The 25,830-nt window shown below is 36.7% G+C and carries 23 protein-coding genes; 16 read left to right on the top strand and 7 right to left on the bottom strand.

Annotated elements, in window-relative coordinates:
- Positions 1 to 222: 222 nt before the first annotated feature.
- Positions 223 to 2,055: an ABC transporter ATP-binding protein gene (locus tag WG904_RS04280; RefSeq protein WP_339578051.1), complete on the bottom strand. Its 1,833-nt coding sequence runs from the start codon at positions 2,053 to 2,055 to the stop codon at positions 223 to 225.
- A gap of 185 nt (positions 2,056 to 2,240) precedes the next feature.
- Here WG904_RS04280 and meaB point away from each other — a divergent pair, with 185 nt between their 5' ends.
- From meaB to recG, 6 genes are all read left to right on the top strand, one after another.
- The gene (gene meaB, locus WG904_RS04275; protein WP_339578050.1) at positions 2,241 to 3,179 is read left to right on the top strand and encodes a methylmalonyl Co-A mutase-associated GTPase MeaB; all 939 of its coding nucleotides are present in this window, start codon (positions 2,241 to 2,243) and stop codon (positions 3,177 to 3,179) included.
- A 405-nt stretch (positions 3,180 to 3,584) separates the two neighbouring features.
- Positions 3,585 to 4,922, top strand: coding sequence for an OmpA family protein (locus tag WG904_RS04270; protein ID WP_339578049.1), 1,338 nt, complete (start codon positions 3,585 to 3,587; stop codon positions 4,920 to 4,922).
- A 79-nt stretch (positions 4,923 to 5,001) separates the two neighbouring features.
- Positions 5,002 to 5,142 carry a DUF6728 family protein gene (locus tag WG904_RS04265; protein ID WP_339578048.1) on the top strand — a complete coding sequence of 47 codons (141 nt, stop codon included), beginning with the start codon at positions 5,002 to 5,004 and terminating at the stop codon, positions 5,140 to 5,142.
- A gap of 79 nt (positions 5,143 to 5,221) precedes the next feature.
- Positions 5,222 to 5,602 carry a RidA family protein gene (locus tag WG904_RS04260; RefSeq protein WP_339578047.1) on the top strand — a complete coding sequence of 127 codons (381 nt, stop codon included), beginning with the start codon at positions 5,222 to 5,224 and terminating at the stop codon, positions 5,600 to 5,602.
- Positions 5,603 to 5,608: 6 nt separating this feature from the next.
- Complete coding sequence (locus WG904_RS04255; RefSeq protein WP_339578046.1) at positions 5,609 to 6,517, top strand: EamA family transporter; 909 nt, start codon at positions 5,609 to 5,611, stop codon at positions 6,515 to 6,517.
- Positions 6,518 to 6,584: 67 nt separating this feature from the next.
- Positions 6,585 to 8,690 carry an ATP-dependent DNA helicase RecG gene (recG, locus tag WG904_RS04250; protein WP_339578045.1) on the top strand — a complete coding sequence of 702 codons (2,106 nt, stop codon included), beginning with the start codon at positions 6,585 to 6,587 and terminating at the stop codon, positions 8,688 to 8,690.
- A gap of 59 nt (positions 8,691 to 8,749) precedes the next feature.
- On the opposite strand, the gene WG904_RS04245 is transcribed toward recG, so the two are convergent.
- From WG904_RS04245 to WG904_RS04235, 3 genes are all read right to left on the bottom strand, one after another.
- On the bottom strand, positions 8,750 to 9,982 hold the full coding sequence (locus WG904_RS04245) for a serine hydrolase domain-containing protein (RefSeq protein WP_339578044.1): 1,233 nt from the start codon (positions 9,980 to 9,982) through the stop codon (positions 8,750 to 8,752).
- A 375-nt stretch (positions 9,983 to 10,357) separates the two neighbouring features.
- Positions 10,358 to 11,104 carry a LytR/AlgR family response regulator transcription factor gene (locus WG904_RS04240; RefSeq protein ID WP_339578043.1) on the bottom strand — a complete coding sequence of 249 codons (747 nt, stop codon included), beginning with the start codon at positions 11,102 to 11,104 and terminating at the stop codon, positions 10,358 to 10,360.
- Positions 11,105 to 11,108: 4 nt separating this feature from the next.
- Complete coding sequence (locus WG904_RS04235) at positions 11,109 to 12,725, bottom strand: sensor histidine kinase (RefSeq protein ID WP_339578042.1); 1,617 nt, start codon at positions 12,723 to 12,725, stop codon at positions 11,109 to 11,111.
- 238 nt (positions 12,726 to 12,963) lie between these two features.
- Between WG904_RS04235 and fumC the strand changes: the two genes are divergently transcribed.
- The 5 genes from fumC (at position 12,964) to WG904_RS04210 (ending at position 16,742) form a co-directional block, all read left to right on the top strand.
- Complete coding sequence (gene fumC, locus WG904_RS04230; protein ID WP_339578041.1) at positions 12,964 to 14,361, top strand: class II fumarate hydratase; 1,398 nt, start codon at positions 12,964 to 12,966, stop codon at positions 14,359 to 14,361.
- Between the two features lie 104 nt (positions 14,362 to 14,465).
- Complete coding sequence (locus tag WG904_RS04225) at positions 14,466 to 14,930, top strand: fumarate hydratase (RefSeq protein WP_339578040.1); 465 nt, start codon at positions 14,466 to 14,468, stop codon at positions 14,928 to 14,930.
- Position 14,931: 1 nt separating this feature from the next.
- Positions 14,932 to 15,720: a S1/P1 nuclease gene (locus tag WG904_RS04220; protein ID WP_339578039.1), complete on the top strand. Its 789-nt coding sequence runs from the start codon at positions 14,932 to 14,934 to the stop codon at positions 15,718 to 15,720.
- Between the two features lie 14 nt (positions 15,721 to 15,734).
- On the top strand, positions 15,735 to 16,178 hold the full coding sequence (locus WG904_RS04215) for a low molecular weight protein-tyrosine-phosphatase (protein ID WP_339578038.1): 444 nt from the start codon (positions 15,735 to 15,737) through the stop codon (positions 16,176 to 16,178).
- Positions 16,179 to 16,742: a DUF1543 domain-containing protein gene (locus WG904_RS04210; protein WP_339578037.1), complete on the top strand. Its 564-nt coding sequence runs from the start codon at positions 16,179 to 16,181 to the stop codon at positions 16,740 to 16,742. It abuts the gene before it with no gap.
- A 114-nt stretch (positions 16,743 to 16,856) separates the two neighbouring features.
- Here the strand turns inward: WG904_RS04210 and WG904_RS04205 are convergent, their stop codons facing one another.
- Entirely contained in the window at positions 16,857 to 17,294 is a 438-nt protein-coding gene (locus WG904_RS04205; protein ID WP_339578036.1) for a carboxymuconolactone decarboxylase family protein, read from the bottom strand.
- A gap of 63 nt (positions 17,295 to 17,357) precedes the next feature.
- Positions 17,358 to 17,930, bottom strand: a complete 573-nt coding sequence (locus WG904_RS04200) for a Crp/Fnr family transcriptional regulator (RefSeq protein WP_339578035.1) — start codon at positions 17,928 to 17,930, stop codon at positions 17,358 to 17,360.
- Between the two features lie 104 nt (positions 17,931 to 18,034).
- On the opposite strand from WG904_RS04200, the gene WG904_RS04195 reads away from it, so the two are divergent.
- Positions 18,035 to 18,490 (top strand): PA2169 family four-helix-bundle protein, encoded by a 456-nt coding sequence (locus WG904_RS04195; protein WP_339578034.1) that lies wholly within the window; start codon positions 18,035 to 18,037, stop codon positions 18,488 to 18,490.
- A 51-nt stretch (positions 18,491 to 18,541) separates the two neighbouring features.
- On the opposite strand, the gene cphA is transcribed toward WG904_RS04195, so the two are convergent.
- Positions 18,542 to 21,160: a cyanophycin synthetase gene (gene cphA / locus WG904_RS04190; protein ID WP_339578033.1), complete on the bottom strand. Its 2,619-nt coding sequence runs from the start codon at positions 21,158 to 21,160 to the stop codon at positions 18,542 to 18,544.
- A 378-nt stretch (positions 21,161 to 21,538) separates the two neighbouring features.
- Here cphA and WG904_RS04185 point away from each other — a divergent pair, with 378 nt between their 5' ends.
- The 4 genes from WG904_RS04185 (at position 21,539) to WG904_RS04170 (ending at position 25,821) form a co-directional block, all read left to right on the top strand.
- Complete coding sequence (locus WG904_RS04185) at positions 21,539 to 22,411, top strand: cyanophycinase (RefSeq protein WP_339578032.1); 873 nt, start codon at positions 21,539 to 21,541, stop codon at positions 22,409 to 22,411.
- A gap of 65 nt (positions 22,412 to 22,476) precedes the next feature.
- Positions 22,477 to 23,319, top strand: coding sequence for an isoaspartyl peptidase/L-asparaginase (locus WG904_RS04180; protein ID WP_339578031.1), 843 nt, complete (start codon positions 22,477 to 22,479; stop codon positions 23,317 to 23,319).
- Between the two features lie 21 nt (positions 23,320 to 23,340).
- Positions 23,341 to 24,030 carry a hypothetical protein gene (locus tag WG904_RS04175; RefSeq protein ID WP_339578030.1) on the top strand — a complete coding sequence of 230 codons (690 nt, stop codon included), beginning with the start codon at positions 23,341 to 23,343 and terminating at the stop codon, positions 24,028 to 24,030.
- A 12-nt stretch (positions 24,031 to 24,042) separates the two neighbouring features.
- A complete protein-coding gene (locus tag WG904_RS04170) occupies positions 24,043 to 25,821 on the top strand; it encodes a tetratricopeptide repeat-containing sensor histidine kinase (protein ID WP_339578029.1) in 1,779 nt (592 codons plus the stop codon).
- The last annotated feature ends 9 nt before the right edge of the window (positions 25,822 to 25,830 follow it).

The raw sequence follows: 25,830 nt of genomic DNA, 5'->3' as shown, positions 1-25,830 counted from the left end.
TAATTATAAAGTTTTTTTACTTAAAATGATCGTTTGTTAAATTGGGGCATAATGCTTAATCAAAAGTGAGAATATACGTAATGAAAATGGTTGATTTCGAGAATCTTAAACAATCCTTTATATCTGCAATTGATCCTGTGCTTAGCGATTCAGGCATTATGAAAATTGCGGTATGTAAAGGCGAATAGATAACGTTTTAATTTTTTAGTATAGCGTATTGGCTTAGTCATTAAAAGCCTGCATATCTATTAAACGTTTATATAATCCATTTCGTGACATTAATTCACTATGATTACCGGTTTCAATTACTTCTCCTTTGTCAATAACCACAATGCTATCCGCATGTTGTATCGTACTTAAGCGGTGTGCAATAATAATAGAGGTTCTATTTTGCATCAAATTATTTAGCGCTTCTTGAACCAATTTTTCTGATTCAGTATCGAGTGCCGAAGTTGCTTCGTCGAGCAGCATAATGGGCGGGTTTGCCAAGACGGCTCTGGCAATACAAATTCGCTGTTTTTGTCCGCCTGATAATTTATTGCCTCGATCGCCTACAAAACTTTGGTAGCCTTCTTCTGTTTGCAGAATAAATTCGTGGGCATTGGCAATTTTAGCTGCCGCTATTACCTCTTCTTCGCTAGCGTTGGGTTTGCCAAAGGCGATGTTATTAAATATCGTATCGTTAAATAAAATACTTTCCTGATTAACAGTTCCCATTTGAGCGCGAATGCTTTCTACGGTTAAATCTTGATAGGGATGGCCGTCGATTTTTAACATGCCACTTTTAGGGTCGTGAAAACGAGGAATTAAATCCATAAGCGTGCTTTTCCCGCCACCAGATGGTCCGACCAAAGCAACCGTAGTTCCTTTTTTTATAGTTATACTTATGTTTTTTAAAACTTCTTTGTCGGAATAATTAAATGACACATTTTCGAATACCAGATCCTTGCTGAAAATATTTAAAGTTTCTGCATTTGGTTTATTTGGCAGCTGCGGTTTAGTGTCTATTAGATCCAAAACTCTTTCCCCTGCAGCGATACCAGAATATATCCCGCTAAATGAGTCTGTAAGTGCTTTTATAGGCTGCAATAGTTGCGAAAATGTTGCTAAATAAACAACAAATTGGTCTGCCCTTAAATCGCCTTTGCCACTTAGAATTGAGGTTCCGCCATATAAAAGAATAAATACAACCACTAATACCCCTAAAGTTTGAGAAACAGGTGATGCAAGTTGTTGTCTCCTGGCAATTTTGCGATTTAGATTAGAATAAAATTTATTTTCCTCACTAAATTTATCTTTTACTCTATCCGTAGCATTAAAAGCTTTAATAATTTTTATACCGCTTAACGCTTCATCTAAAAAGCCTATCATTTTGGCAAAAGATTGATGGGATTGAGCCGACTGCTGCTTTAATCTTTTGACAATCTTACCTATAACAAAGCCCGATACTGGGATAACTAATAAGGAGAACAATGTTAATTTAACAGAAATAAATAATAGGACTCCAACAAAGGCTAATAATTGAATTGGTTCTTTAAATACTACCTGAAGTGTATTAGTAACTGTAAATTGCACGACTTGTACATCTGATGCAACTTTCGATATGATATCTCCCTTTCGTTCATTATTAAAAAATCCAACATCAAGATTCATTACATTGTTAAATACTGCTTTTCTGAGATTTAATAGGGTGTGAACCCTCAGGTCTTCCATAAAACGTTGAGAAAAATAGCGGAAGAAATTTGCCAAGAAAACGGTAATTACGATAGCAATGCAGATCAGTTGAAGTTCATAAATGTCACCTTTAGTATCGCCCATTTTATGTACATATTCTCCAAATATCTCGGTTGGATTAAAAGACGATTTTTCGCCAAGTGCAGTGATATTCTTAGTTGCAGGGGCGTTACCTTTCAAAAATAGGGAAGTCATTAATGGTCCCAAAAGAGTAAATAAGAAAGTATTAAATACAATTGCAAAAAGCGTAACAATGATATAAGGAATCGCAAATTTCTCTATCGGTTTGGCAAAAGATAATAATCGAAAATAGGTCTTCATTAAGATGGTATTAAAGATTCAAAGTTACTACTTTTTAGTATCAAGTAGTTAGTGTCAAGTATCAAGATCGGATGCTTACCTTGTTTGGCGTTTTAAATGTAATACGCACAGCCTCAATTTATACTCACTACTCGATGCTTTCCTGCTAAGAAAATAATTCCGTTATTTGTAGTAAACACCAATCGATGAACGATTACCGAAGATTAAAAGACGGGATAGAAAAAGGAGACTTTAGGGCTTTAGCCCGGGGCTTAACTTTTGTAGAAAATGAAATTGCTTCATCATCCGACTTGCTTAAAAGCATTTCTATTAACCAACATATCCCCGTTATTGGAATTACTGGTCCGCCAGGAGCGGGAAAAAGTACTTTAGTTAATGCTATCCTTTCCCATTTTGTAGATAGTGGAAAAAAAATTGCCGTTTTAGCCGTAGACCCTACTTCTCCATTTAATTTTGGCTCCTTATTGGGTGATCGAATTCGAATGGCAGCACAATTTAATAAACCAAATGTTTTTATACGGTCTATCGCAACTCGCGGTTCTTTAGGAGGTATTTCGGCAAAGACGTTAGAAATGGTTGATCTAATTCGTTCCAGTACCTTCGATTTAATTTTAATAGAAACCGTTGGTGTTGGCCAATCGGAGGTAGAAATTGCGGGTTTGGCCGATAAAACCATTGTCGTGTTGGTGCCCGAATCAGGCGATGAAATACAGAACATAAAATCGGGGCTAATGGAAATTGCCCAAGCTTTTGTGGTTAACAAATCGGATCGCGAAGGCGCAGCAACTTTTGCGAATAACCTAAAGAAATTAATGACTCAGCAACATCAAACTATTCCAGTTTTTAAAACGGTGGCCGATAAAAATGAAGGGATTGAAGCACTTTGCAAATGGTTAATTGAGCCTGAATTGACAAACAACGAGCGTAGAAATTTTTTGTTGGCAGAAAAGGCCTTTCGGATTATTCAGCAAAAACGTACGGCTGATATCGATAAAATTAAACTTAGAGAAGATATTGCAGTCGAAGTATTAAAATCTGATTTTAATATTTATCGATTTGTAGAAAATCGATTGAACATTGGAACATCCGAGGCGAGACTCAAGACACCTGACTCAAGACTTTGACCTTGCTGTCTTAAAAAAAGGACTTGCCTGTATAACTCATTAGGACAGTTAAAAAAATTGTAATTAAGTTAACACTCAGATTACAGCCATTCAGTGGTTAGAGTTCCTAACCACAAGGGAATTTACAATCCTGTTATTTTTAGAGAATATTTGTTTGAACGTAGATAAGCCACTGTTTTTCCGAATTATGGTGGAGATAAATATATATGCATTTATTTAATTAATTTTTCTAGCTCATTATTAGGTATATTCGCATATAATATAAATGCTATTTTAACAAATTTTAACGCCATTTCAAGTTTGGAACGGAGTTTGTATAGTATTTTGAGATTATAAAAATTTGTTTAATTTTGTTCTACAAAAAATTATACAATAAATATTTGTTTAACCTTAAAAAAGAAAATTATGAATTATTCTACTTTAAAAAAGGGACTTGTTGCCTCTTTAGTGGTATTGATGGGAGCAACGTCTCTTGTTAGTGCTCAAGATGCACCTGCACCTTCTTCTACTGCCAAAGTTTTTGGTGGAAGATCACAATACAGAACCTGGAACATCGGGGTAAATGCTGGTATTACTACTCCAATTGTGTTATTGGGTGGTAGAAACGATTTTACTAACTGGGATGTTAATTTAGGTTATGGCGTTTCTGTGCGTAAACAACTAGGTCACGCTTTTGGCTTAGAAGCTAATATCATGAGAAGCAAATTATCAGGAAGCAATAAAGATGCTGTTGGTGGTGCTGTAAATGGTGTTAAAGAATTTGAAACAAAATTGGGTTATGCTGCTGATATCAGAGGTGTAATTAATGTTGCTACTGTTGATTTTTTACGTCGTGAAAATTCAGTTAACTTTATCTTAACTGCTGGTTACGGTTTAGCTGGTTATCAACCAGACGTAACTGCAGCTAATGGTACAGTAACAAAGTTAAGACCAACTGATGGCGATAAATACTATCATGGTGCATACATTCCAGTTGGAGCAGGTGTTAAATTTAAAGTTTCTGATAATGTATCATTTAACTTAAATTATACGATGAACTTCTTGGATGATACAAACTTGAATGGTGTTACTGTACAGCCTAACCCTAACTTCGATAAATGGAGTTATCTTAATGCTGGTTTAGAATTCTCATTGGGTTCGAAAGCTAAACCTAATTTGGATTGGGTTAACCCTCTAGCAATGATGTATGATGAGTTAAAAGATCCTTCATTACGTCAAGAACTTGAAGCATTGAAAAATCGTGTTTCTAACGTTGAGAAATCAATCGAAGACTTGAAAAAAGATAGCGATGGCGACGGTGTTGCTGATCAATTTGACAAATGTGCTGGAACTCCTGCTGGAACTAAAGTAGATGGTTCAGGTTGTCCACTTCCTCCGCCACCTGCACCAGTTGTTGCAGATGCAACTCCAATGTACTCAGGATGGGAAAATATTCAATTTGAATTCAATAGCTCAGTTTTAAAAACTGAAGCTTATCCAATCTTAGATAAATTATCTTCTGTATTGCGTGAAAACGGTGGTAAAATAACTGCAAAAGGTTATGCTTCTAGCGAAGGTACTGCTGCATACAATATGAAGTTATCTAAAGATAGAGCAAATTCAGTTAAAACTTATTTAGTAAACTCTGGCGTTAACGCTAGTCAAGTTACTGCAAAAGGTTTTGGTGAAGCTAATCCAATTGCTTCTAACGATACTGAAGAAGGTCGTATCCAAAATCGTCGTGTTGAGCCTTCAAGAAATTAATCTTTCTTAACTCAATAAAAAAAATCTCGACCATAGGTCGGGATTTTTTTTTATCCCCACAATATTCCTAAGTTTGTGCATGTATTTTTTCAGGAAAAAAGACCCTAACCGACCAACTAATTTTAATATTAAAGTTATGCATTGGATTAATGCCTTAGCAATTGCATTATTTGTTGGTGGTATTGCATGGAAATTAATCCAATGGTTTATATTAAAATAAGCAGATAAAATCTACAGAATTTTTAGCAAAGGTTCTATCATAAAGGTCATTCTATCATAAAGGTCAATAAAAACACTAAATGAAAACAATAATTAATACTAAAAATGCTCCCGCTCCAATAGGGCCGTATAGCCAAGCCATAATTGCAAATGGATTTTTATTTGTATCTGGTCAGGTTGCCATTAATCCTGAAAGTGGAGAGCTTAACTTATCCTCAATAACAGAGGAAACTCATCAAGTAATGCGTAATATTAATGCAGTGCTTTTAGAGGCAGAATATACCTTTGAACACATCATTAAAACAACCATTTTTTTATCAGATATGGAACTATTTGCTGAAGTTAACGAAGTGTATGGTTCTTACTTTAGCGGAACTTACCCTGCTCGAGAAACGGTTGCCGTAAAAGGTCTGCCTAAAGGTGTAAATGTAGAAATTTCAATAACCGCATTCAAAGGATAGGATTCGTTGAAATCGAAATCTCGTTATTTACTAGCCGCATTTTTATCGGTTTCGATTTGGGGTTTTTTTTCTATTCCATTACGAAATTTAAAAGCCTTCCCCTCTGAGGAGATTCTATATTATCGGATATTTACATCCCTAATTGTAATATGGCTGGCCATATTTCTGTTTAGAAGAAAGGAGCTAAAACAAGATATTCAATTTTATAAACTCGCTTTACCTTCGGCGAAAAAAGTGATCATCTATCAAATTATCGGGGCCACTATATTACTTACTTTAAACTGGTACACTTTTATTTATGCCATAAATAATATAAGCATTAAATCGGGTGCTTTTGCTTATATGGTATGCCCTTTAATAACAGCGTTTGGAGGCTACTTGATTCTTAAAGAAGCGCTTTCGAGACTTCAGTTAATTGCATTGGCACTAGCCTGTATTAGTATAGTTATGCTAGCAACTGGATCTTTTGAAGAAGTACTTTGGTCGGTGATGATTGCCACATTTTATGCATTCTATCTTATCATTCAACGTAAGATGCAACATCTAGATAAGCTTAATGTACTTGCATTGCAAATTACGATTGCCGTAATTTTAATGTTGCCCTTTTATATTTATCATCATGAGGGTTTTCCGGAAGGAATATGGTTTTGGAGTCATATTGTGATTATTGCGGCACTGTTTACCGTAATTCCATTATTTCTGAGTCTTTATGCCTTAATTGGTATTCCATCTTCTACACTAGGTATTATCATTTACCTTAACCCAATTATTGCTTTTACAGTTGCCGTTTTATATTTCGACGAAAAGATAAGCACGCATCAATTATTAGCGTATCTATTTTTATTGTCTGCTGTTTTCCTATTTAATTGGAACTTGATGAAATCATCATGGTTTTCAAAACATACAATAAATTGAATAAACAACGATTAATAATTATATACTGATGAAAGATATTTTTACTTTTAATAGAAAATAGCGTCATTTGTTTGCCTCAAATCTAGATACACCACTTGTATACCTTAAGGGCGTTGGTCCGAAGCGTGCCGAACTTTTGCAGAAAGAGTTAGGCATAAGCACGTACGAGCAACTTTTAAATCACTACCCTTTTCGATACATCGATCGAACTCGTTTTTATAAGATAAACGAGCTGAGTGAGGATATGCCCTTGGTGCAAGTTATTGGTAAAGTGAGTGCAAAAGATATTGTTGGCGAAAAGCATAAGAAACGAATACTAGTTAAACTTACTGACGAAACTGGAACAATGGAATTGGTTTGGTTCCAAAGCTTAAAATGGGTGGAGGATAATATCTTGCGTGGGGGTACCTACATCGCCTTTGGGAAGCCTACGCTATTTAACCATAGCTTTAGTATTTCTCATCCCGATATGGAGGTATATCCCCGGCAAACGGGTATAACTGGGAATTTAACTTTACAGCCTATTTATAATTCGACCGAAAAGTTAAAGAAAAGTTTTTTAGATAGTAAAGGAATTCAAAAACTCATCCACCATCTCATCGAGCTTCACATCAATGAAGTAAGAGAAACTCTGCCTAGCTATATTTTAGAAAAATATAAGCTCATCAGCAAAAAGCAGGCGTTACAGTTTATCCATTTTCCTAAAGATACACGTACCTTGCAACAAGCAGAACGGCGGTTGAAGTTTGAAGAATTATTTTTCATCCAGTTACAACTGTTACATAATAAGCAATTAAGAAGCTTGAAGTTCAAAGGAGCGCTGTTTAATGCCGTGGGCGACAAGATAAATACCTTTTACACTAAAATACTCCCTTTCGAATTAACGAATGCGCAGAAGCGAGTTATTAAAGAAATACGATTGGATACCCAACGCGGCGTTCAGATGAATCGCTTAATACAGGGCGATGTGGGAAGTGGGAAAACGGTGGTGGCCTTAATGAGCATGCTATTGGCAAACGACAACGGTTACCAAGCTTGCATGATGGCACCAACAGAGATATTGGCCCGGCAACATTATCATTCTATTGCTTCTTTGTTAAAAGACGATTTAGCTAAAGTTGCCATTTTAACGGGTAATACCACTAAAAAGCAACGGACCCTTTTACATGCGCAACTCGAAGCAGGCGATATCGATATTTTGGTGGGTACACATGCGTTAATCGAAGACAAAGTAAAATTTAAGAATTTGGGTTTGGTGGTGATTGATGAGCAGCATCGATTTGGCGTTGAGCAACGTGCTAAGTTATGGCGCAAAAATGTAATTCCTCCACATATTTTAGTGATGACAGCCACACCAATTCCGCGTACGTTGGCCATGACTTTATATGGTGATTTAGATGTTTCGGTAATTGATGAATTACCAGTGGGTAGAAAGCCAATTGAAACTAAGCATTTATATGAAAATCAGCGTTTACGAATGTTTGGTTTTATGAAGCAGGAAATTGCGAAAGGCCGGCAAGTTTACGTGGTTTATCCCTTAATTAAAGAGAGTGAAAAGTTAGATCTTTTGTATTTGGATGCTGGTGTAGAGCAGCTTCGCTACCAATTTCCATTGCCCGATTATCAGATTAGCATTGTACATGGGCAAATGCCAAATGCGGATAAGCAATACGAAATGCAGCGTTTTATTGAGGGTAAAAGTCAGATTATGGTAGCCACAACGGTAATCGAAGTTGGAGTTAATGTGCCCAATGCTTCGGTAATGATTATCGAGAATGCAGAACGCTTTGGCTTATCACAACTTCATCAGTTACGGGGTAGGGTTGGTCGTGGTGCCGAACAATCTTTTTGTATCTTAATGTCGTCTGCCAAACTCGGTCCGAATTCGAAGTTGCGCTTAGAAACCATGGTTAAGACAAATAATGGTTTTGAGATTTCTGAAATCGATTTGCAATTGCGTGGTCCGGGCGATATAACAGGCACTCAACAAAGCGGGGTATTAGAACTAAAAATGGCGAACCTGGCAAAAGATCAGGTTATTTTACAAGAAGCAAGAAACACGGTAATCGAGTTGTTCGAAAAGGATGCAATGTTAGAGAAGCCAGAGAATGTTTTGCTAAAAAATTATCTCGAGAAGCGCAGAAGGGCTATTGCTCTGGATAAAATTAGTTAGGATAGTTCTTCCTCAGAACTCGTCATCTCGAGCGCTGCGCTACATATAGTTTAACTAAATTAATCTTCATCACTTCCAGGCAGTGAACCAGAACCGCTGTATGCCCCTTTTCTAATAATAGGCATCTTTAGATATTTGAAAAGCTCGTCGAGGTGCAATAAACTCCCATTTGTTAAATTTCCTAAGAAAATAACCACAATATCTTTATCTAAATCGCGGATATAAATATGACGAAAGCCATGCCACCAACCGGTATGGTAAACTACTTTATCCATGCCTTTACCATCGAACATCCGCCAACCGTATCCATAATTAAAATGTCCATTTACAGGTTTATTTCTTCCTTTATAGGCCGAATCTAAACTCTTTTGTGTAAGAAGCCTTCCATTTTTTAAATATTTGTCAAATAATACCAAATCATGTATTGTGCTGTAAATTCCTTTATCGCCTACTGGCCCGTCTAAAAAATTCTGTGCTACAGAGTAACGCCAAGTACGGTCGTGCCCTACTACATCAACCGGAATTTTAGGATAAACGGTAGTGGAGTATACATGCGTATTCTTTAATCCGGCGGGTTTAAAAACATGCTCCATCATGTAATCCGCATAGGGTTTTCCGGTTACCTTTTCGATAATTGCCCCTAAAACCATATAGTTCGAATTGTTATAATGGAAGCGATCGTTAGGTTTAGTATACCGATTAGGTTTTTTATCCGCAATTATTTGCATTACTTCCTGATTGGATACTCCTTTCTTTTGATCTTTCTTTTCTTTGCGCCAAATATCGTCGATGAAGTAAACATAATTCATCATCCCGCTTCGGTGTGTTAGCAAAAGCGCTATGGTTATTCCATCGTATGGAAAATTAGGGTAAAATTTCTTTACGTTATCGGTAAGTTTTAATTTCCCTGCCTCTATTAATTGCAAAATGGCTACACTGGTAAATGTTTTAGTAACCGAAGCCAACTCAAACTCAGAACTAATTTTTAAGCTATCTCGATGCAGATAATCGGCCCAACCAATGGCTTTTTCGTATAGAATTTTACCTTTTTTTGCAACAAGCACATTGCCGTTGAAACCAGATTTTCTATGCAAATTCTGAACGAAATCTGCAATCCAACGGTCTCCCTTTTTAGGGTCATATGCTAATAATGCTTTATCGGCCGCATCGTCTTCTTTAACCCTAATCTTTTTGTCGGCTTCAACTTTTTTTGTTTTTTCTTCTTGACTTGAGCAAGACGAAATCATAAGGAGAGAGAGCAGGAATGAAAAGGATAATAAACGAAAATTCATAGCTTAACTGTACGGTAAGCTGGCGAAAATAAGGATTATTGTTTTTTTAATCGCAAAAGAGTTTTAAACATTTAGAGATGCATTGTTTTTCTAACACTGAACACATGGAGTTTTCACAGAGAAAAGAGTCTTTTTTTGGAAGTTTTTAATCAACAGACCTGCAACGTGCAACCACAACACTTTAACCACAGCGTACGCAAGAAGCACAAAGGTTGCTTTTACTTAGCATCTTCCTATCGAACGTAGCTTAGCGAGGAGATATATTCCTTGAAATCCCTATCCACCAGGCCTCACAACTATTTACATGCAAAGTGCGCGAAGAATGCTAGGATAATTATTAGTAAATAACTATAAACAATTAATTCCTGTAAAAAACTAAAGCCGTTGCAATGCTTGTTTAACTGTTTCTTTGTTAGGTTTAGAAACGGGTATCTTTTCTCCAGAGGTAAGGAGCAGAATACCACCATCTTCTTTTAACCAGCTTTTTACATATTTGGGGTTAACTAAATGGCTTTGATGCGTTCTAAGGAATCCGTTGGGGCGTAGCAAATCTGCATATTCTTTAAGGGATTTAGAAACTACTATTTTTTCGTTATTCGCCAAAAAGAAATAGGTATAACTATCGTCGGCTTCGCAGCGTATAATTTCTGATAGCGCAACATATCGTATTTCGCTGTGCATTGGTAGGGCAATCTTGCTAGCGTTTGTTTCCGGCTTTTTTAGTTGCTGCACTAAAAAATCGAGCTGAAGATTTTGTATGGGTGTCGACAATTTATTTTCAGCATTATTTACAGCATTTATCAATTCTTCGATATCAATTGGTTTTAAAAGATAATCTAGGGCTGCAAATTTTACCGCTTGTATGCCATATTGGTCGTAAGCGGTAACAAATATAACTTCGAAATTCCGCTTCGGAAGCAGCTTTAGCACCTCGAAACCCGTTTGCTCGCCCATTTGAATGTCGAGAAACACTACGTTTGGCGAATATTTTTCAATAGCAGCAACCGCATCACTTACATTTTGTGCGGTTGCTATTATCTTTAGCTGTGGACAATGCTTTTCTAGCAAAGTCTGTAGGTTTTCTAAATTAGAAATTTCGTCGTCTATTAAAATTGCCCTCATTATATTATAGCCAATCGGTTATGGTTAAGCTTATGTTAGTGCCCTTAGTGGTCGATTGCATAGCTAAAATAAAGCGATTTTCTTTATAAATAGTATTTAAGAGCGCTATTCTACTGTTACTTAACTGTAAGCCCAAGCCAATGTTCTGTTTTTCGATATCGAACCCATTTCCATTGTCGGTAACCGATAACATCAAATCTTTTGCTTGCTTCATAAATGTGATACTAATTTTTCCATCGATACCTTTTTTAGCTATGCCGTGCTTTACCGCATTTTCTACAAAGGGCTGTAGCAACATGCTTGGTATTTCGATGTTTGCTAAATCTAAGTTCTCTGAGCTAATAATTTCGTAGGTAAAGCCAAAGCGTAATTGCTCCATTTGTAGGTAATCGTCTAACAACGTTTTTTCTTGCGATAAGCTAATCAGTTCCTTATCATCAAGTACATTCCGCGTTAGCCGAGCAAATTTGGAAAGGTATTTATTGGCATTGTCTACCTCGTTTTTGTTCATTAAATTTTGGATGCCAGAGAGGGCATTAAACAGAAAATGTGGATTTAATTGAGAGCGGATGGAGTTGAGTTGAATCTTAGCCATGTTTTTTTGCTGTTCATTTTCTACTAGTTTTTTTTTATTTCTTTTTTTGATAAAGAAAAGGATAACTAGAAAGATTAATCCTAAAGAAAATGCTACGATAAGTGCATAGATTAAAAGCTCTTTTTTGGTATAGTTTTCTTCATCTAAAGTTATAGAAAGTGTATGTCTGGTGATGTATTTTTCTATCTCTTTGGGTGATATATCGCAATTACGGCAATTCGTCCAGTTAATCGATGGCTGAATACTAATTTCATATTCGCCCGACTTTTTGAAAATATTTTTATCGATTTTTATATAAGGTACAGCTTTATGATCTTCACTTATGATGCCACCATATTCCCATGCAGTTGATTTGAAGATTATTTTATTCGTTTTCTTATCTTTTATGGTAGTGTTGTAGAGATAGTCAATATCAGATACATCTTTTACAAGAGTTAGTTCATCATCTTTTTCAGTGAGAATAAGGTTAGTTTTTTCTTTTGGATCCTTGATCCAGTTGTAATCCACACCTAACTCAGTTTTGAAGCGCTTTGAAAAACCTTGGATTTTAGCCCTTGGAATGGGCTTCCCGTAGTACACGGATTTATCGATATCTTGAGCTTTTTCTATGTCATACACTAGTGTTGTAATAATTTTGCCTTTTATAGGGAAAGTGCCAAGTGTTGTGGACCTGAATACATCACCTTCTCCTCTGTCAACATCTTTCAATTGCGCTAGATCGATTGACTTATTTAGCACAACGGGTTTGTTATCTATTAAAATGGTATACCGATAGTTTGTTATGTTGATATTCTTTCTAAAATTAATTTGGATACTTACATTGTTTACTTCGGGTAAGTAATTAAAAGAGGTTTGAGGTAGATTTGGGAATATATGCCAATAAAATACATTTTTAGCGGCGCTATCTACACGCATTAGGAGTTTTCCTCCACCCGGATAGGTGCGAGAAAAGTCGATGCCTTTTTGCGCATTTACGTTAAATAGTGCAGTAAAGAGGATTAGAAATGTGAAGATTATTCTTTTCATAACGTTAAGTTTAATGTTCATCAAACTTGCATCAATAATAGCGAAACTAAAACCATAAAACAGCAAAGAGGCTTGTAGAGATAGCAGATAGGTTGGTTCGCGCAGTATTTGTCTTTAGCTTTGCGTTCTATGCGGTCTTTGCGGTTAATTTTTGCCGCCCAGTCTCCTATCTCATATCTAACTACGCATATCTAATCGAAAATTCCTAAATTTGAAGAAAAATTACAACAATCACATCATGAGTTTTAGAATAGAACACGATACCATGGGCGAGGTACAAGTGCCTGCTGATAAATACTGGGGAGCACAAACCGAACGTTCGCGTAATAACTTTAAAATTGGTCCTGAAGCGAGTATGCCAAAGGAGATTATTCATGCTTTTGGCTATTTAAAAAAGGCGGCAGCGTTAGCGAATACCGAATTAGGAGTTTTAGCCGCAGATAAAGCCAATTTAATTGCTAGGGCTTGTGATGAAGTGATTGCAGGTAAACTAGATGCCGAATTCCCGTTGGTGATTTGGCAAACGGGCTCGGGTACACAAAGTAACATGAATGCCAATGAGGTAATTGCCAATAGAGCACACGTATTAAATGGGGGTAGTTTAACTGATGATAAAAAAGTACTTCACCCGAATGATGATGTAAACAAATCGCAATCGTCTAACGATACCTATCCAACGGCGATGCACATTGCAGCTTACAAACAAGCTGTAGAAATTACTATTCCGGGATTAGAAAAATTAAGAAATACCTTAGCTAAGAAGGCTGCTAGTTGGAATGATATTGTAAAAACCGGTCGTACGCATTTTATGGATGCGACTCCTTTAACTTTAGGACAAGAGTTTTCTGGTTACGTACAACAAATAGATAATGGTATAAGAGCAATAAAAAATGCTTTGCAAATGATAAGCGAATTGGCTTTAGGTGGAACGGCAGTTGGCACTGGTTTAAACACACCTTCAGGTTATGATGTTTTGGTAGCTAAAAAGATTGCTGAATTAACAGGTTTAGGTTTTGTAACTGCTCCTAATAAGTTCGAAGCTTTGGCGGCACACGATGCAATGGTAGAACTTTCTGGTGCCTACAGACGTGTTGCAGTTTCTTTAATGAAAGTTGCGAATGATATTAGAATGTTAAGCTCTGGTCCTCGTTCTGGAATTGGAGAAATTATTATTCCTGATAATGAACCAGGTTCTTCTATCATGCCCGGAAAAGTTAATCCGACACAACCAGAAGCCTTAACGATGGTTTGTGCTCAGGTTATGGGTAATGATGTAACTGTGGGCATTGGTGGTAGTAATGGTCATTTTGAATTGAATGTTTTTAAACCTGTTATTGCTGCAAACGTGTTGCAAAGTGGCAGGTTAATTGGTGATGCTTGTGTTTCATTTAACGATAAATGTGCGGAAGGAATTGAGCCAAATAAACCTATGATTAAACAACATATGGAAAATTCATTGATGTTGGTTACTGCCCTTAATCCACATGTTGGCTATGAGAATGCAGCTAAAATAGCTAAAAGGGCACATAAAGAAAATAAAACTTTACGTGAGGCAGCAATTGAATTGGGTTTATTAACCGACGAACAATTTACTGCGTGGGTTAAGCCTGAAGATATGGTGGGGTCGTTGAAATAATTGATAAGTTTAAGTAGTAAGTAATACATTGAAGAGTTTAAAGGCCTATTTATATAAACATGATTTTTTGTAGAAGAACATACTTATTACTTATTACCTGTTGCGTGTTACTTCTGCTATCGGCCTGTACTCGTCTCCCAAATGTGCAAGGAAATGGTGAAGCGGTTTTGCAAGGGATATGGAATCAAGATAGTGTAGCCAATTCAGAGCAATTATTAAACTATACACAACATAAATTTAAGTTCAGTTGCGATTCATTTTACGTTGATTTAACTACACATTCGAAAGTTAACTATTACGAAGAAGCCTGTTTTAATAAAGGCGTTTGGAAAGAATATGCGAAGGGCACCTATAAAGTTAGCGGCGATACTTTATTTCTTACTGGAACATTTACGAAGGCAAATTATAAGCAAAAAGTATCAGGATGCTATAGAAGCGGTCGATACATTAGTAATTTCAAAATAAGAGCTATGAGCTCAGGAAAATTAACGATAGAAAGTCTAAACGATCAAAAGGAATGCATATTGATTTTAAAAGAGAAAATAAATTGTGTACCTAAAGAATTATAATATGAAGAAATTATTAGTATTTCTAACCTTACTTTATTTGCCATATGCGGCCGGAGCATGGAATTTAATCGGACATCGAGTTGTTGGTGAAGTTGCCGATTATTATATCAATGCTAAAACCCGGAAGGCAATTCAAGCAATTTTGGGTTCAGAAAGCATTGCCATGAGTGCCAACTGGGCAGATTTTGTAAAATCAGATACCAGCTATAATTATTTAGGGAATTGGCATTACTTAAATATTCCAGCAAACCTGTCCAAAACAGAAATGTATAGCTATTTAGATCAGCAATCTGGGCCGAATATCTATAAGAAGATTAAGGAGATGATTGTAGTGTTAAAAAACACTACATCCACATTAACTGAGAAGAAATTAGCATTAAGAATGTTAATCCACCTGGTAGGCGATTTACATCAGCCGATGCATACAGCCAGAACAGAAGATCTAGGAGGAAATAAAGTACAGTTAACTTGGTTTGGCGAAAAATCGAATCTTCATAAAGTTTGGGATGAGAGCTTGGTCGACTATCAAAAATTAAGTTATACAGAGTACACAAAAGCAATTAATCACCCCACGGTAGCAGAGTTTACCACTTGGCAAAAAACAAGTTTAAAGGAATGTTTGTTTGAATCGTACCAGATTTGCAGTAAAATTTATGACGGCACGAAAAGCGACGATAAGTTGAGTTATAAGTATAATTTTGATTGGATAGCTACTGTAAATCAGCAATTGTTAAAAGGTGGGATTCGTTTAGCAAAAATTTTAAACGATATTTATTCGTCAAAAGCTTAAACATAACATTGGATTTGAAGATATTAATGGTTTGCATGGGGAATATTTGTCGCTCGCCTTTGGCAGAGGGGATTATGCGCCACATGGTTAACGAACAAAATTTAGATTGGGAAATTGCATCAGCTGGAACAGGATCATGGCATGTTGGAAAGGCTCCAGATAGTAGGGGTGTAGAAGTTGCAAAACTTGCTGGATATGATATTTCGGCGCAACGGGGAAGACACTTTAGCTCGAATTTATTTGATGAGTACGATCATATTTTTGTGATGGATAAAAACAATTACAAAGAAGTGGTTAGGCATGCAAAAAACCAATCGCATATAGATAAGGTGCACTATTTTTTAGCCGATTATGGCGAGGTGCTTGATCCTTATCACCATGATCATTTATTCGAGCCTGTTTTTGAAGAGATTGAAGCAAGGTGCAGGCGGTTAATTAAGCAGTTAAATAAGAGTTAAATGGAAAATACAAAATTGTTTATGATCTTATTGGGTGCTATGCCAAAAGGAAGAAATATAGAGCAGCACGATATATTTTTTGGAATAGCTTCTTCTTTAAAGGACTTATTACCCGAAATGAAAGCTTTTTGGCCAGAAGCAAAAGATAAAATCCATATCGATGCTTATCGGGTTGTAAATAAAGTTGGTGCATATAAGGTAGAGGTTATCGCAAAGGCGGATGAAATAAAGGAAGGTGCAACAAGCTTATTTTTTCTGAATTTAGGTGGTTACAAAGCTGGCGAATTTGAAGAATTGCACTACAAAATGTTAGTAGCTTCGGATCAAAAAGCAGTGGCGATAAAAGAAGCAAAGGAAACGGCATTCTATAAGCATACGGGCTTTAAAGGAGCTACTTCGCATATTGACGATAAATTTGGGATCGATGTGGATGATATTTTCGAGATCAAAGATATTTTAACTGCCGAAACAAAAAGTAAATATGCATTAAGGCTTTCGCAAGACGATAACTTGCTGGATGACGAATTGGTGCTTGGTTATATTCCTTTGTCGAAATTAGTTTAGTTTTTAACTTTCGAGATTGTCCACCATTATTTTTTCGTAGCCAACTGGCTGAAGATTGTGCAATAAAAGTAGTTTCATAACTTTAGGAAACTACTTTTGTAATTCAAAAATTTGCTAAGCTGGCTGGAGTTGAGTTGAAATGGCAATCCTATTCCAAGCATTTATGGTAACTATCATTATAATTACTTGGGCAATGTACTGGTCGTCGAATACAGCCTGCGCTTTTTTATAAGTTTCATCGCTCAGTCCACCTTTTGCAATCAATGTTATTTCTTCGGTCATAGCCAAAACCACACGTTCTTCTTCCGTAAATAATTCAGTTTCTCGCCACGCGTTTAACAAGTAAATTCGTTGCTCGGTTTCGCCATGTGCTCTAGCATCTTTAGTATGCATGTTAATGCAGAAAGCACAGCCATTAATTTGTGATGCTCTAATTTTAATGAGTTCCTTATGTGTTTTGCTTAATTTACTTGTTGCTAAAAAACTTTCTAAGGGAAACATGGCTTTATAGCCATTTGGCTCAGTTTGTTCGATATTAATTCTTTTGTCCATGATTATTTTTTTTAAATGATGAACAAAGATAATTGGGCGACGATAGGAAAAACTTAAACTGGTTTAAGAAATTATCCTCTTCCGCAACTCACTCAAATACTCTGGAGTTAAGCCTAAATAAGAAGCCAACATATATTGAGGTATGCGTTGTATAAATTCAGGAAATAGGGAAACAAATTGGCGGTAGTTTTCTTCTTTAGAGTAATCATAAAAATACTTAAATCGCATTTGTGATGCAGCGTAAGCTCTTTGAATACTAATTCTGAAATACCGTTCTAATTGGGGGAGTTTTTTAACTAATTCTTCCAGCTTTTGGTAGTCCATAACCACGATTTCTGAATTTTCGATGGCTTGAATGTAAAAATGAGAAGGTGCTTGCATAGTTAAACTCATATAGTCAGAAAGCCACCAATTTTCTAAAGCAAATTGGGTAATTTGCTCAACTCCTTTATCATTAATGTAATACATCCTTAAAAGGCCTTTTTCAACGAAGTAATTGGCCTTAGCTATTTTCCCTTCTTCGAGAAGGAATTCTTTTTTCTTAACTGTTATTGTTTTTACGTAGGAAGAAATCACATCGATTTCATCATCATTCAGCGGAAGATATTTTTTAATATGATGAATAAAATTCTGCATGTCTTTAAAAGTGTAAGTTAACTGGAATATTCTTAAATGCGCTAAGTAAGTTTAAACATTTCTTTCCGAACTCTGTTCCTTTAGCACATCAAAACAATAAAAATATGGAAACTAGAACAGTGAATGCAGAAATTTTAAACGACCTTATTCAAATCAATAACGATAGAATAGCAGGTTATGAAAGAGCGATCGAAGAGTTAAAACCTGAAGACGCTGATTTAAAAACGCTTTTTGTAAAGATGATTGGCGAAAGTCATAAACATAAAATGGATTTAGCTACCGAGGTTCAGGCACAGGGAGAAGAAATTGAAACTGGAACTACAAGTTCTGGTAAAATATATAGAGCTTGGATGGATGTGAAAGCCGTTTTTACCGGACACGATCGTAAAACCGTATTAAATAATTGTGAGTTCGGAGAAGATGCAGCACAAAAGGCCTATAAAATGGCAATTGAAGAAGAAGGGTTGTCGGCAAGCATAAAAGACTTAATTACTACGCAAAAAGCGGCATTAAGAATATCGCACGACGAAATTAAGGCTTTGAGAGATTCTCAGGCGTAAAAAAAGTAAACACTTTGACAAACTTTTAAAATTTGTCAAAGTGTTTATTTATTATTTTCTATCCAATTCCTTATCCAAATAATACGTTGCTTTACCAATCGCATTATCAATGGTATCGCTTAGTATTGTAATGAAAGAACCGGGTATTGCATTTTTAATTAAATTCTTCATGCAATCGTCGCCATTATTATTTACTTCAATTGGAATATCGGGTTTTACTTCTTTTAGTCCAACCATAAGCAAATCGATTAGCTCTTGTTGTTTACGTCCACGTAAATATTTCTCTTGGCAGATCACCACCTTATCGAACATTTGGGCGGCAATGCGAGCAGTTTCAATAATATCTTCATCCCTACGATCACCGGTTCCAGAAATCACGCCGACATGTTCAGTGGCTTCTGTAGATTGTAAATAGTTTTTAATGCCATTAAATCCGTCGGGGTTATGTGCAAAATCGACCAGCACTTGAAAATCTTTGAATTTAAAGATATTCATCCTTCCTGGGGTTTGTGCAGCTGATGGAATAAAGGTTTCTAGCGACATCCGAATGTCTTCTGTCTTGTACCCCCATAAGAATGTGGCTAAAGTAGCAGCCAACACATTTTGAATCATAAAGTCTACCGTACCATTAAATGTTAACGGAATATGTGTTGCTTTTTCAACTCTGATTTTCCAATCGCCCTTTTTAATCGTAACATAGCCATTCTCGTAAATTGCAGCAATTCCCCCATTTTTACAGTGTTCCTTAATTACGGGATTTTTTTCATCCATGCTAAAATAGGTCACATTACAATCGGCAGTTTCTGCAATCTTCAAACAGTAGGCATTATCAGCATTTAGTACTGCCCACCCTGTTTTTTTTACCGCGCCTATAACCACTGCTTTTACGCGTGTTAGATCTTCGAGGGTATGAATGTCGGATATACCCAAGTGGTCTTCCTGAATATTAGTGACCACGCCAATATCGCATCGATTAAAGCCTAAACCTGCACGTAATATTCCGCCCCTTGCCGTTTCTAAAACAGCCACCTCAACGGTTGGTTCTTTCAAGATAAATTCTGCGCTGAAAGGGCCAGTAGTATCGCCTTTCATCAACATCGTGTTTTGCACATAAATGCCATCAGAAGTGGTAAATCCTACTCTGCTGCCGTTATTTTTAACAATATGCGCAATTAATCGGGTGGTGGTTGTTTTTCCATTTGTACCTGTAACTGCAATAATTGGAATGCGGGCAGATTTTCCGGGTGGATAAAGCATATCGATTACCGGGGCCGCAACATTTCGAGGTAAGCCTTCGCTCGGTGCTAAGTGCATTCTAAAACCAGGTGCTGCATTTACTTCTAAAACAACCCCGCCGTTTTCGGTTAAGGGTTCAGTTAAGTTTTGTGCCATAATGTCGATGCCGCAAATATCTAAACCCACTATCCGAGAAATTCGTTCACAGTTAAACACATTTTGAGGGTGAACCTGATCAGTTACATCGATCGAAGTACCTCCAGTACTTAAGTTGGCGGTCGATTTTAAGAAGACGACTTCTCCTTTCGGAGCAATAGTTTCTAGGGTATATCCTTTTTTCTCTAATAAATCTAAGGTATCACGATCGACGGTAATTTCGGTTAGTACATTTTCATGTCCATAACCACGACGAGGGTCTTCGTTTTCTTTATCGATTAACTGCTGTACGGTTTGTTTCCCATCACCCTTAACATGTGCAGGCACACGTAAGGCGGCAGCTACCATTTTATGGTCGATTACCAACACCCTAAAATCGTGTCCAGTAATAAAGCTTTCTACAATAATTCTTCTCGAATATTCCTTTGCATAATGAAAAGCAGCAATGGCTTCTTCTTCATTTTTAATATTAATGGTAGCGCCTTTGCCATGATTGCCGTCAAGCGGCTTAAATACCAAAGGAAAGCCTACTCTTTTTATGGCGTCATGAACATCATCTAAAGAAGATGCCGTTACCCCTTTAGCCACTGGAATTGCAGCATCATTTAACAAGCGTTTAGTTTCGTCTTTGTTACCCGCAATATCTACGGCAATACTGCTCGTTTTTTCGGTCATTGTAGCCCTAAAACGAACTTGATTTTTGCCATAGCCTAATTGTACTAAGGAGCTTTTATTTAGCCGTATCCAGGGTATGTCTCTTGCAATGGCTTCGTCTACAATAGAACCTGTGCTTGGACCTAACCGTTCAGTTTCCCTCAACTCGCGCATCCGTTGGATGTCGTGTTCTAAATCATAATCGGTATCGTTAATCAAAGCTTCAGCAATGCGAACAGCCGATTCGGCGGCAAAAACCCCTGCTTTTTCTTCAAGGTAACTAAATACTACATTATATATGCCATCTGTTTTCGTTTGTCGGGTGCGACCAAAGCCAGTATCCATACCCGCTAAAGTTTGTATCTCTAAAGCGATATGTTCAATTACATGGCCCATCCAAGTACCCTCTTCAACGCGCAATAGAAAACCGCCAGGAGCGCCTTTCGAACAACGATGGCTGTGTAAACTTGGGATTAATTTTTCAATTCGCTCCCTAAAGCCTTCAATCACATTGGTAGGGCGTTGTTCTAGCTCTTCGAGATCTAAACGCATTTGAATTAACTTTTTTCGATTAATCGACCAAATGTTTGGGCCTCTTAAAACCTGTATGCCTAATATTTTCATTAGTTTATGTTTATTTTAATGGTGATGAAGCTAGCATGAGCAAGTTTTTTGCTATTTAATAATTGTTTGCTCATGATAGATTCATGTATGTTCTGTTTAAATGGTGGTAATGGAACGTTTATACTCTTTTAGGTATATAGCTCAAAGAAAAAATTAAAGTATAAAATTTTTTTGGATAATTCTAGTCAAACACAAAATCGCAGCTAAATGTTAATTAAAAATATATTATTGATAAAAATAATGTTAATTATTAAGCTGATGCCTATATATTTGGCGCAATTGCTAATAGTTAAGTAAGAAAAAAGGATGAGTATATACAATGTATATGCCCATGCTAGTTTCATTACCATTAGAGAACAAATGATATACCGATGAAATATGGCTCCAAAGGGTAAATTAATTATAATAGGTGGTGCAATAAACACAGGAAGTTTTGCCGAAACACAATTCGGATTACCGCAGAACATGAACTTTTTTGAACGTGGAATTTTAAAAAGAATAACTACCGAATCAATTAAAGGTAACGATTCTCGGTTCGAGATTATGACTACGGCTTCGTTAATTCCAGAAAAGGTAGGCGAAGAGTACATCAAAGCGTTTGAACAACTGGATGTTCACGATGTTGGGGTATTAAATATCGGAAGTAGGGAAGAAGCAAATAATCCGGCGCATGCCGAAAGGATTAGGGCAGCCGATGTAATTATCTTTACTGGTGGTGATCAATTACGGTTAAGCTCAATTTTTGGTGGGACAGAAATTCATCGCATTTTATTAGATAAGTATCAAAATACAGAAATCGTGATTGCAGGTACATCAGCTGGTGCTGCTGCAAGTTCTAAAAATATGATTTATCAAGGGAGCAGCAAAGATGCTTTGTTGAAAGGAGAGGTTAAAATTACTGGTGGACTAGGTTTTATTGATGATGTAATTGTAGATACTCATTTTGTTCAACGCGGCCGAATAGGTCGTCTATTATATGCTGCGGCGAGTAATCCAGGTATCTTAGGCATTGGCTTGGGTGAGGATACCGGCCTTTATATCCACGAACACGCTATGGAAGCAATTGGTTCTGGAATGGTAATTTTAGTTGATGGCAGAAGCATGGCCGACACCAATTTAACCGATGTAGAAATGGGCCAACCGGTTTCGATTAAAAATATGATCGTTCATGTAATGTGTGATGGCGATATTTATGATTTAAGCAATCATCAATTGGTAATTCATCATCCGAGAGTAATTCCGACAGAATAAGTTCTAATTTGGGAGTTCTCAGTCGGGAGTAAATTTATCTAAATACTATATACTAAATACTAGTAATGAAATTAATTATACATGGTGGATTCATTGGCGAATCGCTTACCACTCCAGAAGTAAAAAAAGCAAAGCAAGATTCATTAGGTAAAATTGCAGAAATGGCGCACGAATTTTTGAAAATACATACCGCTGCCGAAACCGTGGTGTATGCCGTGAGTTTATTGGAAGATGATGAATTATTTAATGCTGGATTAGGTTCTCACATCCAAAGTGATGGTAAAGTAAGATTAAGTGCTTCATTAATGGATGGAAACACGCAGAAATTTAGTGGAGTGATTAATTTAGAGAATGTGAAAAACCCAATTCAGGTAGCAGCTAAGCTAGTTAACTATGATGATCGAGTGCTTAGTGGCGAAGGAGCCTTAGCTTTTGCCAGAAAAAATGGATTTGATTACTACGATCCTATTACTTCCCAACGCCAGTCCGAATACGAAGAAAAACTTAACTTAAGCGATAGAAAGGGTACCGTTGGCTGTGTAGCTTTAGATGGCAATGGTCATATAGCTGCGGCAACCTCTACCGGAGGCAAAGGTTTCGAAATCCCTTGTCGTGTGAGCGATTCGGCAACAGTTGCAGGCAATTTTGCCAACGAATTTGCAGGAATTTCTTGCACTGGTGTGGGCGAAGATATTGTTAGCGGTGCCTTAGCCGCAAAAATTGTAACCCGAGTAACTGATGGGTTTACGCTATCCTCAGCCTGTGATAAATCTTTTGCTGAATTAAAGGCGTTTGATGGTTTTGCTGGAGTTATCGGAATCGCTTCAACTGGAGAAATTTACCATTGCGATTCGCATCCAACTATGGTTTGGGCATCTTTTGATGTTAATTTACAGGTGTTTAACTAAAATTATTCGTATCTTTATGATATGAACAAAATTTGCCTAGCGTTAATTTGCTCTTGGATCGCTTCAAATGCCCTTGCACAGTCCAATGTTTCTGGCCCTCAAGATATAACTTCTTATGGCCCAGCAATTAATGTGGCGGTATCTAATACAGATGAAACTGAGGCCGACATTTTTTTTGCAGATGCAGAGCGTAATGAACGTAGGGGCGATTTGAATGAAGCTTTAACCTTGTTCGGCAAAGCAGCTTTTGAATACAATAGCGATAAAAGGCTTACAAAATACGCTACATCTTTGCTCAGAATGAGCAATGTTCACCTATTGCTCTCGCATTATACCGAAGCCGAGCAGGTGGTGTTAAATGTGGCCTTAAAAACCTATTCTCGTATAGGTAATAAAGCAGGCCAGATGGCTTCCTATAATCAGTTGGGAAAAATTTATTTTGGAGCAAATAAATTAACTCAATCAATGTGGTTTTTTACCCAACAAGGTATATTGGCAAAGCAGTTAAAAAATAATGCAGCATACATCGAATCGATATTAGGAATTGCCACCGTTAAGGTTAAGAAAAAGGAATATAACTTAGCGCGTTTAGATGTAAATAAAGCAGAATCATTGGCCAAATATTTTAAAATGAGCCAATTTAATAGCCAGATTAAAGCAACTAAAGCATCTATTTCTGAAAAACAACTAAGCAAAAAATTAATTCTCTGAGTGCCTAGTTAAATGTCGAATACGCTTTTCTGCCTTTTTTCATTTATTATTTTAAAGATACTCTTCCTATCTAATCCTACGTTTGCACAACGTAATCCCCTATTAGATTCTGCCCAGCATATATTTCGTGCCCATCCTGATAAGGCCACTGAAATTCTAAAACAGGTTAAGTTTTCTGCCGATAAAGCAAAAGATTATTACGCATTGGTTAATGCTGATATCATTTTAGGCAACATCGCATATTTTAGCGGTAAGCACGAGCAGGCACTTAAAATTTACTTAACGGCGTTGCACATTGCAGAGAAATCTGATCGACACGAATTAATTGCAGCTGTTTGCAATGAAATTGGGACGCTTTTAAAGAAAAATAAATCCCTAAAGGACGCATTGGCTTATTATACAAGGTCTTTAAATGAAGCTTCCTTAGCAAAGAATAATTCGCTAATTGCCAACGCCTATAACAATATTGGTTTGGTTTACGAAGAAAAGGGCGACTATAAAAAGGCACTTTCTCAATACCAATTCTCGTTAAATGCCTATCGAAAGGTGAAAGAGAAATTAGGCGAATCGTACAGCTTGGAATATATTGGTTATGTGTATAGTTTGATGAAGAATTATCCACCAGCTATAGAAAATCTAGAAAAAAGCTTAGCCCTTAGAAGGGAAATTAAAGATAACTATGGAATTGCCATCTGCCTAACTGAGCTCACTGAAGTGTATAATGCAAAAGGTGAGGTAGCCAAGGCGATAGCTTATGGCAAGCAAGCCATTACGTTTAGCAAGGGAATTAACTATCCCGACATGTTACAAAATGCCTATTTGCTCTTGTCGAAAATCTATGAAGAAAATAAGGAGTTCGACGAAGCATACGCAGCCCATAAAAAATATGTTTCGGTAAAGGATTCGATATTTAACGCCACAAAAAGTGAACAAATTAGCGAACTGCAAACTAAATATGAAACTGAGAAAAAGTTGCAACAGATTTCGCTGTTAAATAAGGAAAATACCATTCAAAAGTTAAAACTATCGCAACGAGATTTTGTAATCATGGCCATCATTAGCCTGTTTATTTTAGCGATATTTATCAGCTATTTAATTTATAATCGTTATAGGTTAAAACAAGATGCAAGATTACAACAAGAAGTTATTTTGCAGCAAGATTTGGCTACTAAAGCAGTGTTACAAGCCGAAGAAGTGGAGCGAAAACGAATTAGTGGAGAGCTACACGATGGCCTTGGCCAGATGTTTTCTGCCGTAAAAATGAATCTTTCGGCATTGGCAGACCACCTTCAATTTGAAGATAATCATGCTGAAAAAATGTTCGAAAAAACACTTTCACTAGTAGATGAGAGTTGCAGAGAAGTACGTGTTATTTCCCATCAAATGGCTCCTAATATCTTGCTAAAGTCGGGTTTAGCCACTGCTTTGCACAATTTTATCGATAAAATCGATGCTCGGAAACTAAAAATAAACTTGAGCACATTTGGATTAAACGAACGCTTAGACCAAAATGTAGAAATGGTATTATATAGGGTTATTCAAGAAGCGGTTAACAATGTAATCAAACATGCAGAGGCCAATAGCTTAGCTATTCAACTAACGAAAGAGGAGGAAAGTATTACGGTAATGATAGAAGATAATGGAAGAGGCTTTGATCGTTCGTCTTTAGACGACTTCGAAGGTGTTGGCTTAAAAAATATTAGAACTCGTGTCGAATACTTAAAAGGTCAAGTAGATTTTTCTTCAACACCAGGAGCAGGTACTCTTGTAGCTATCTTTATTCCTTTGTAGATTAGTGGC

The sequence above is a fragment of the Pedobacter anseongensis genome (genome assembly GCF_037482965.1).
Taxonomy (GTDB): Bacteria; Bacteroidota; Bacteroidia; order Sphingobacteriales; family Sphingobacteriaceae; genus Pedobacter; species Pedobacter anseongensis.
Note: the sequence above shows the minus strand (reverse complement) of the source record. Positions and strands in the feature narration are given on the sequence as shown.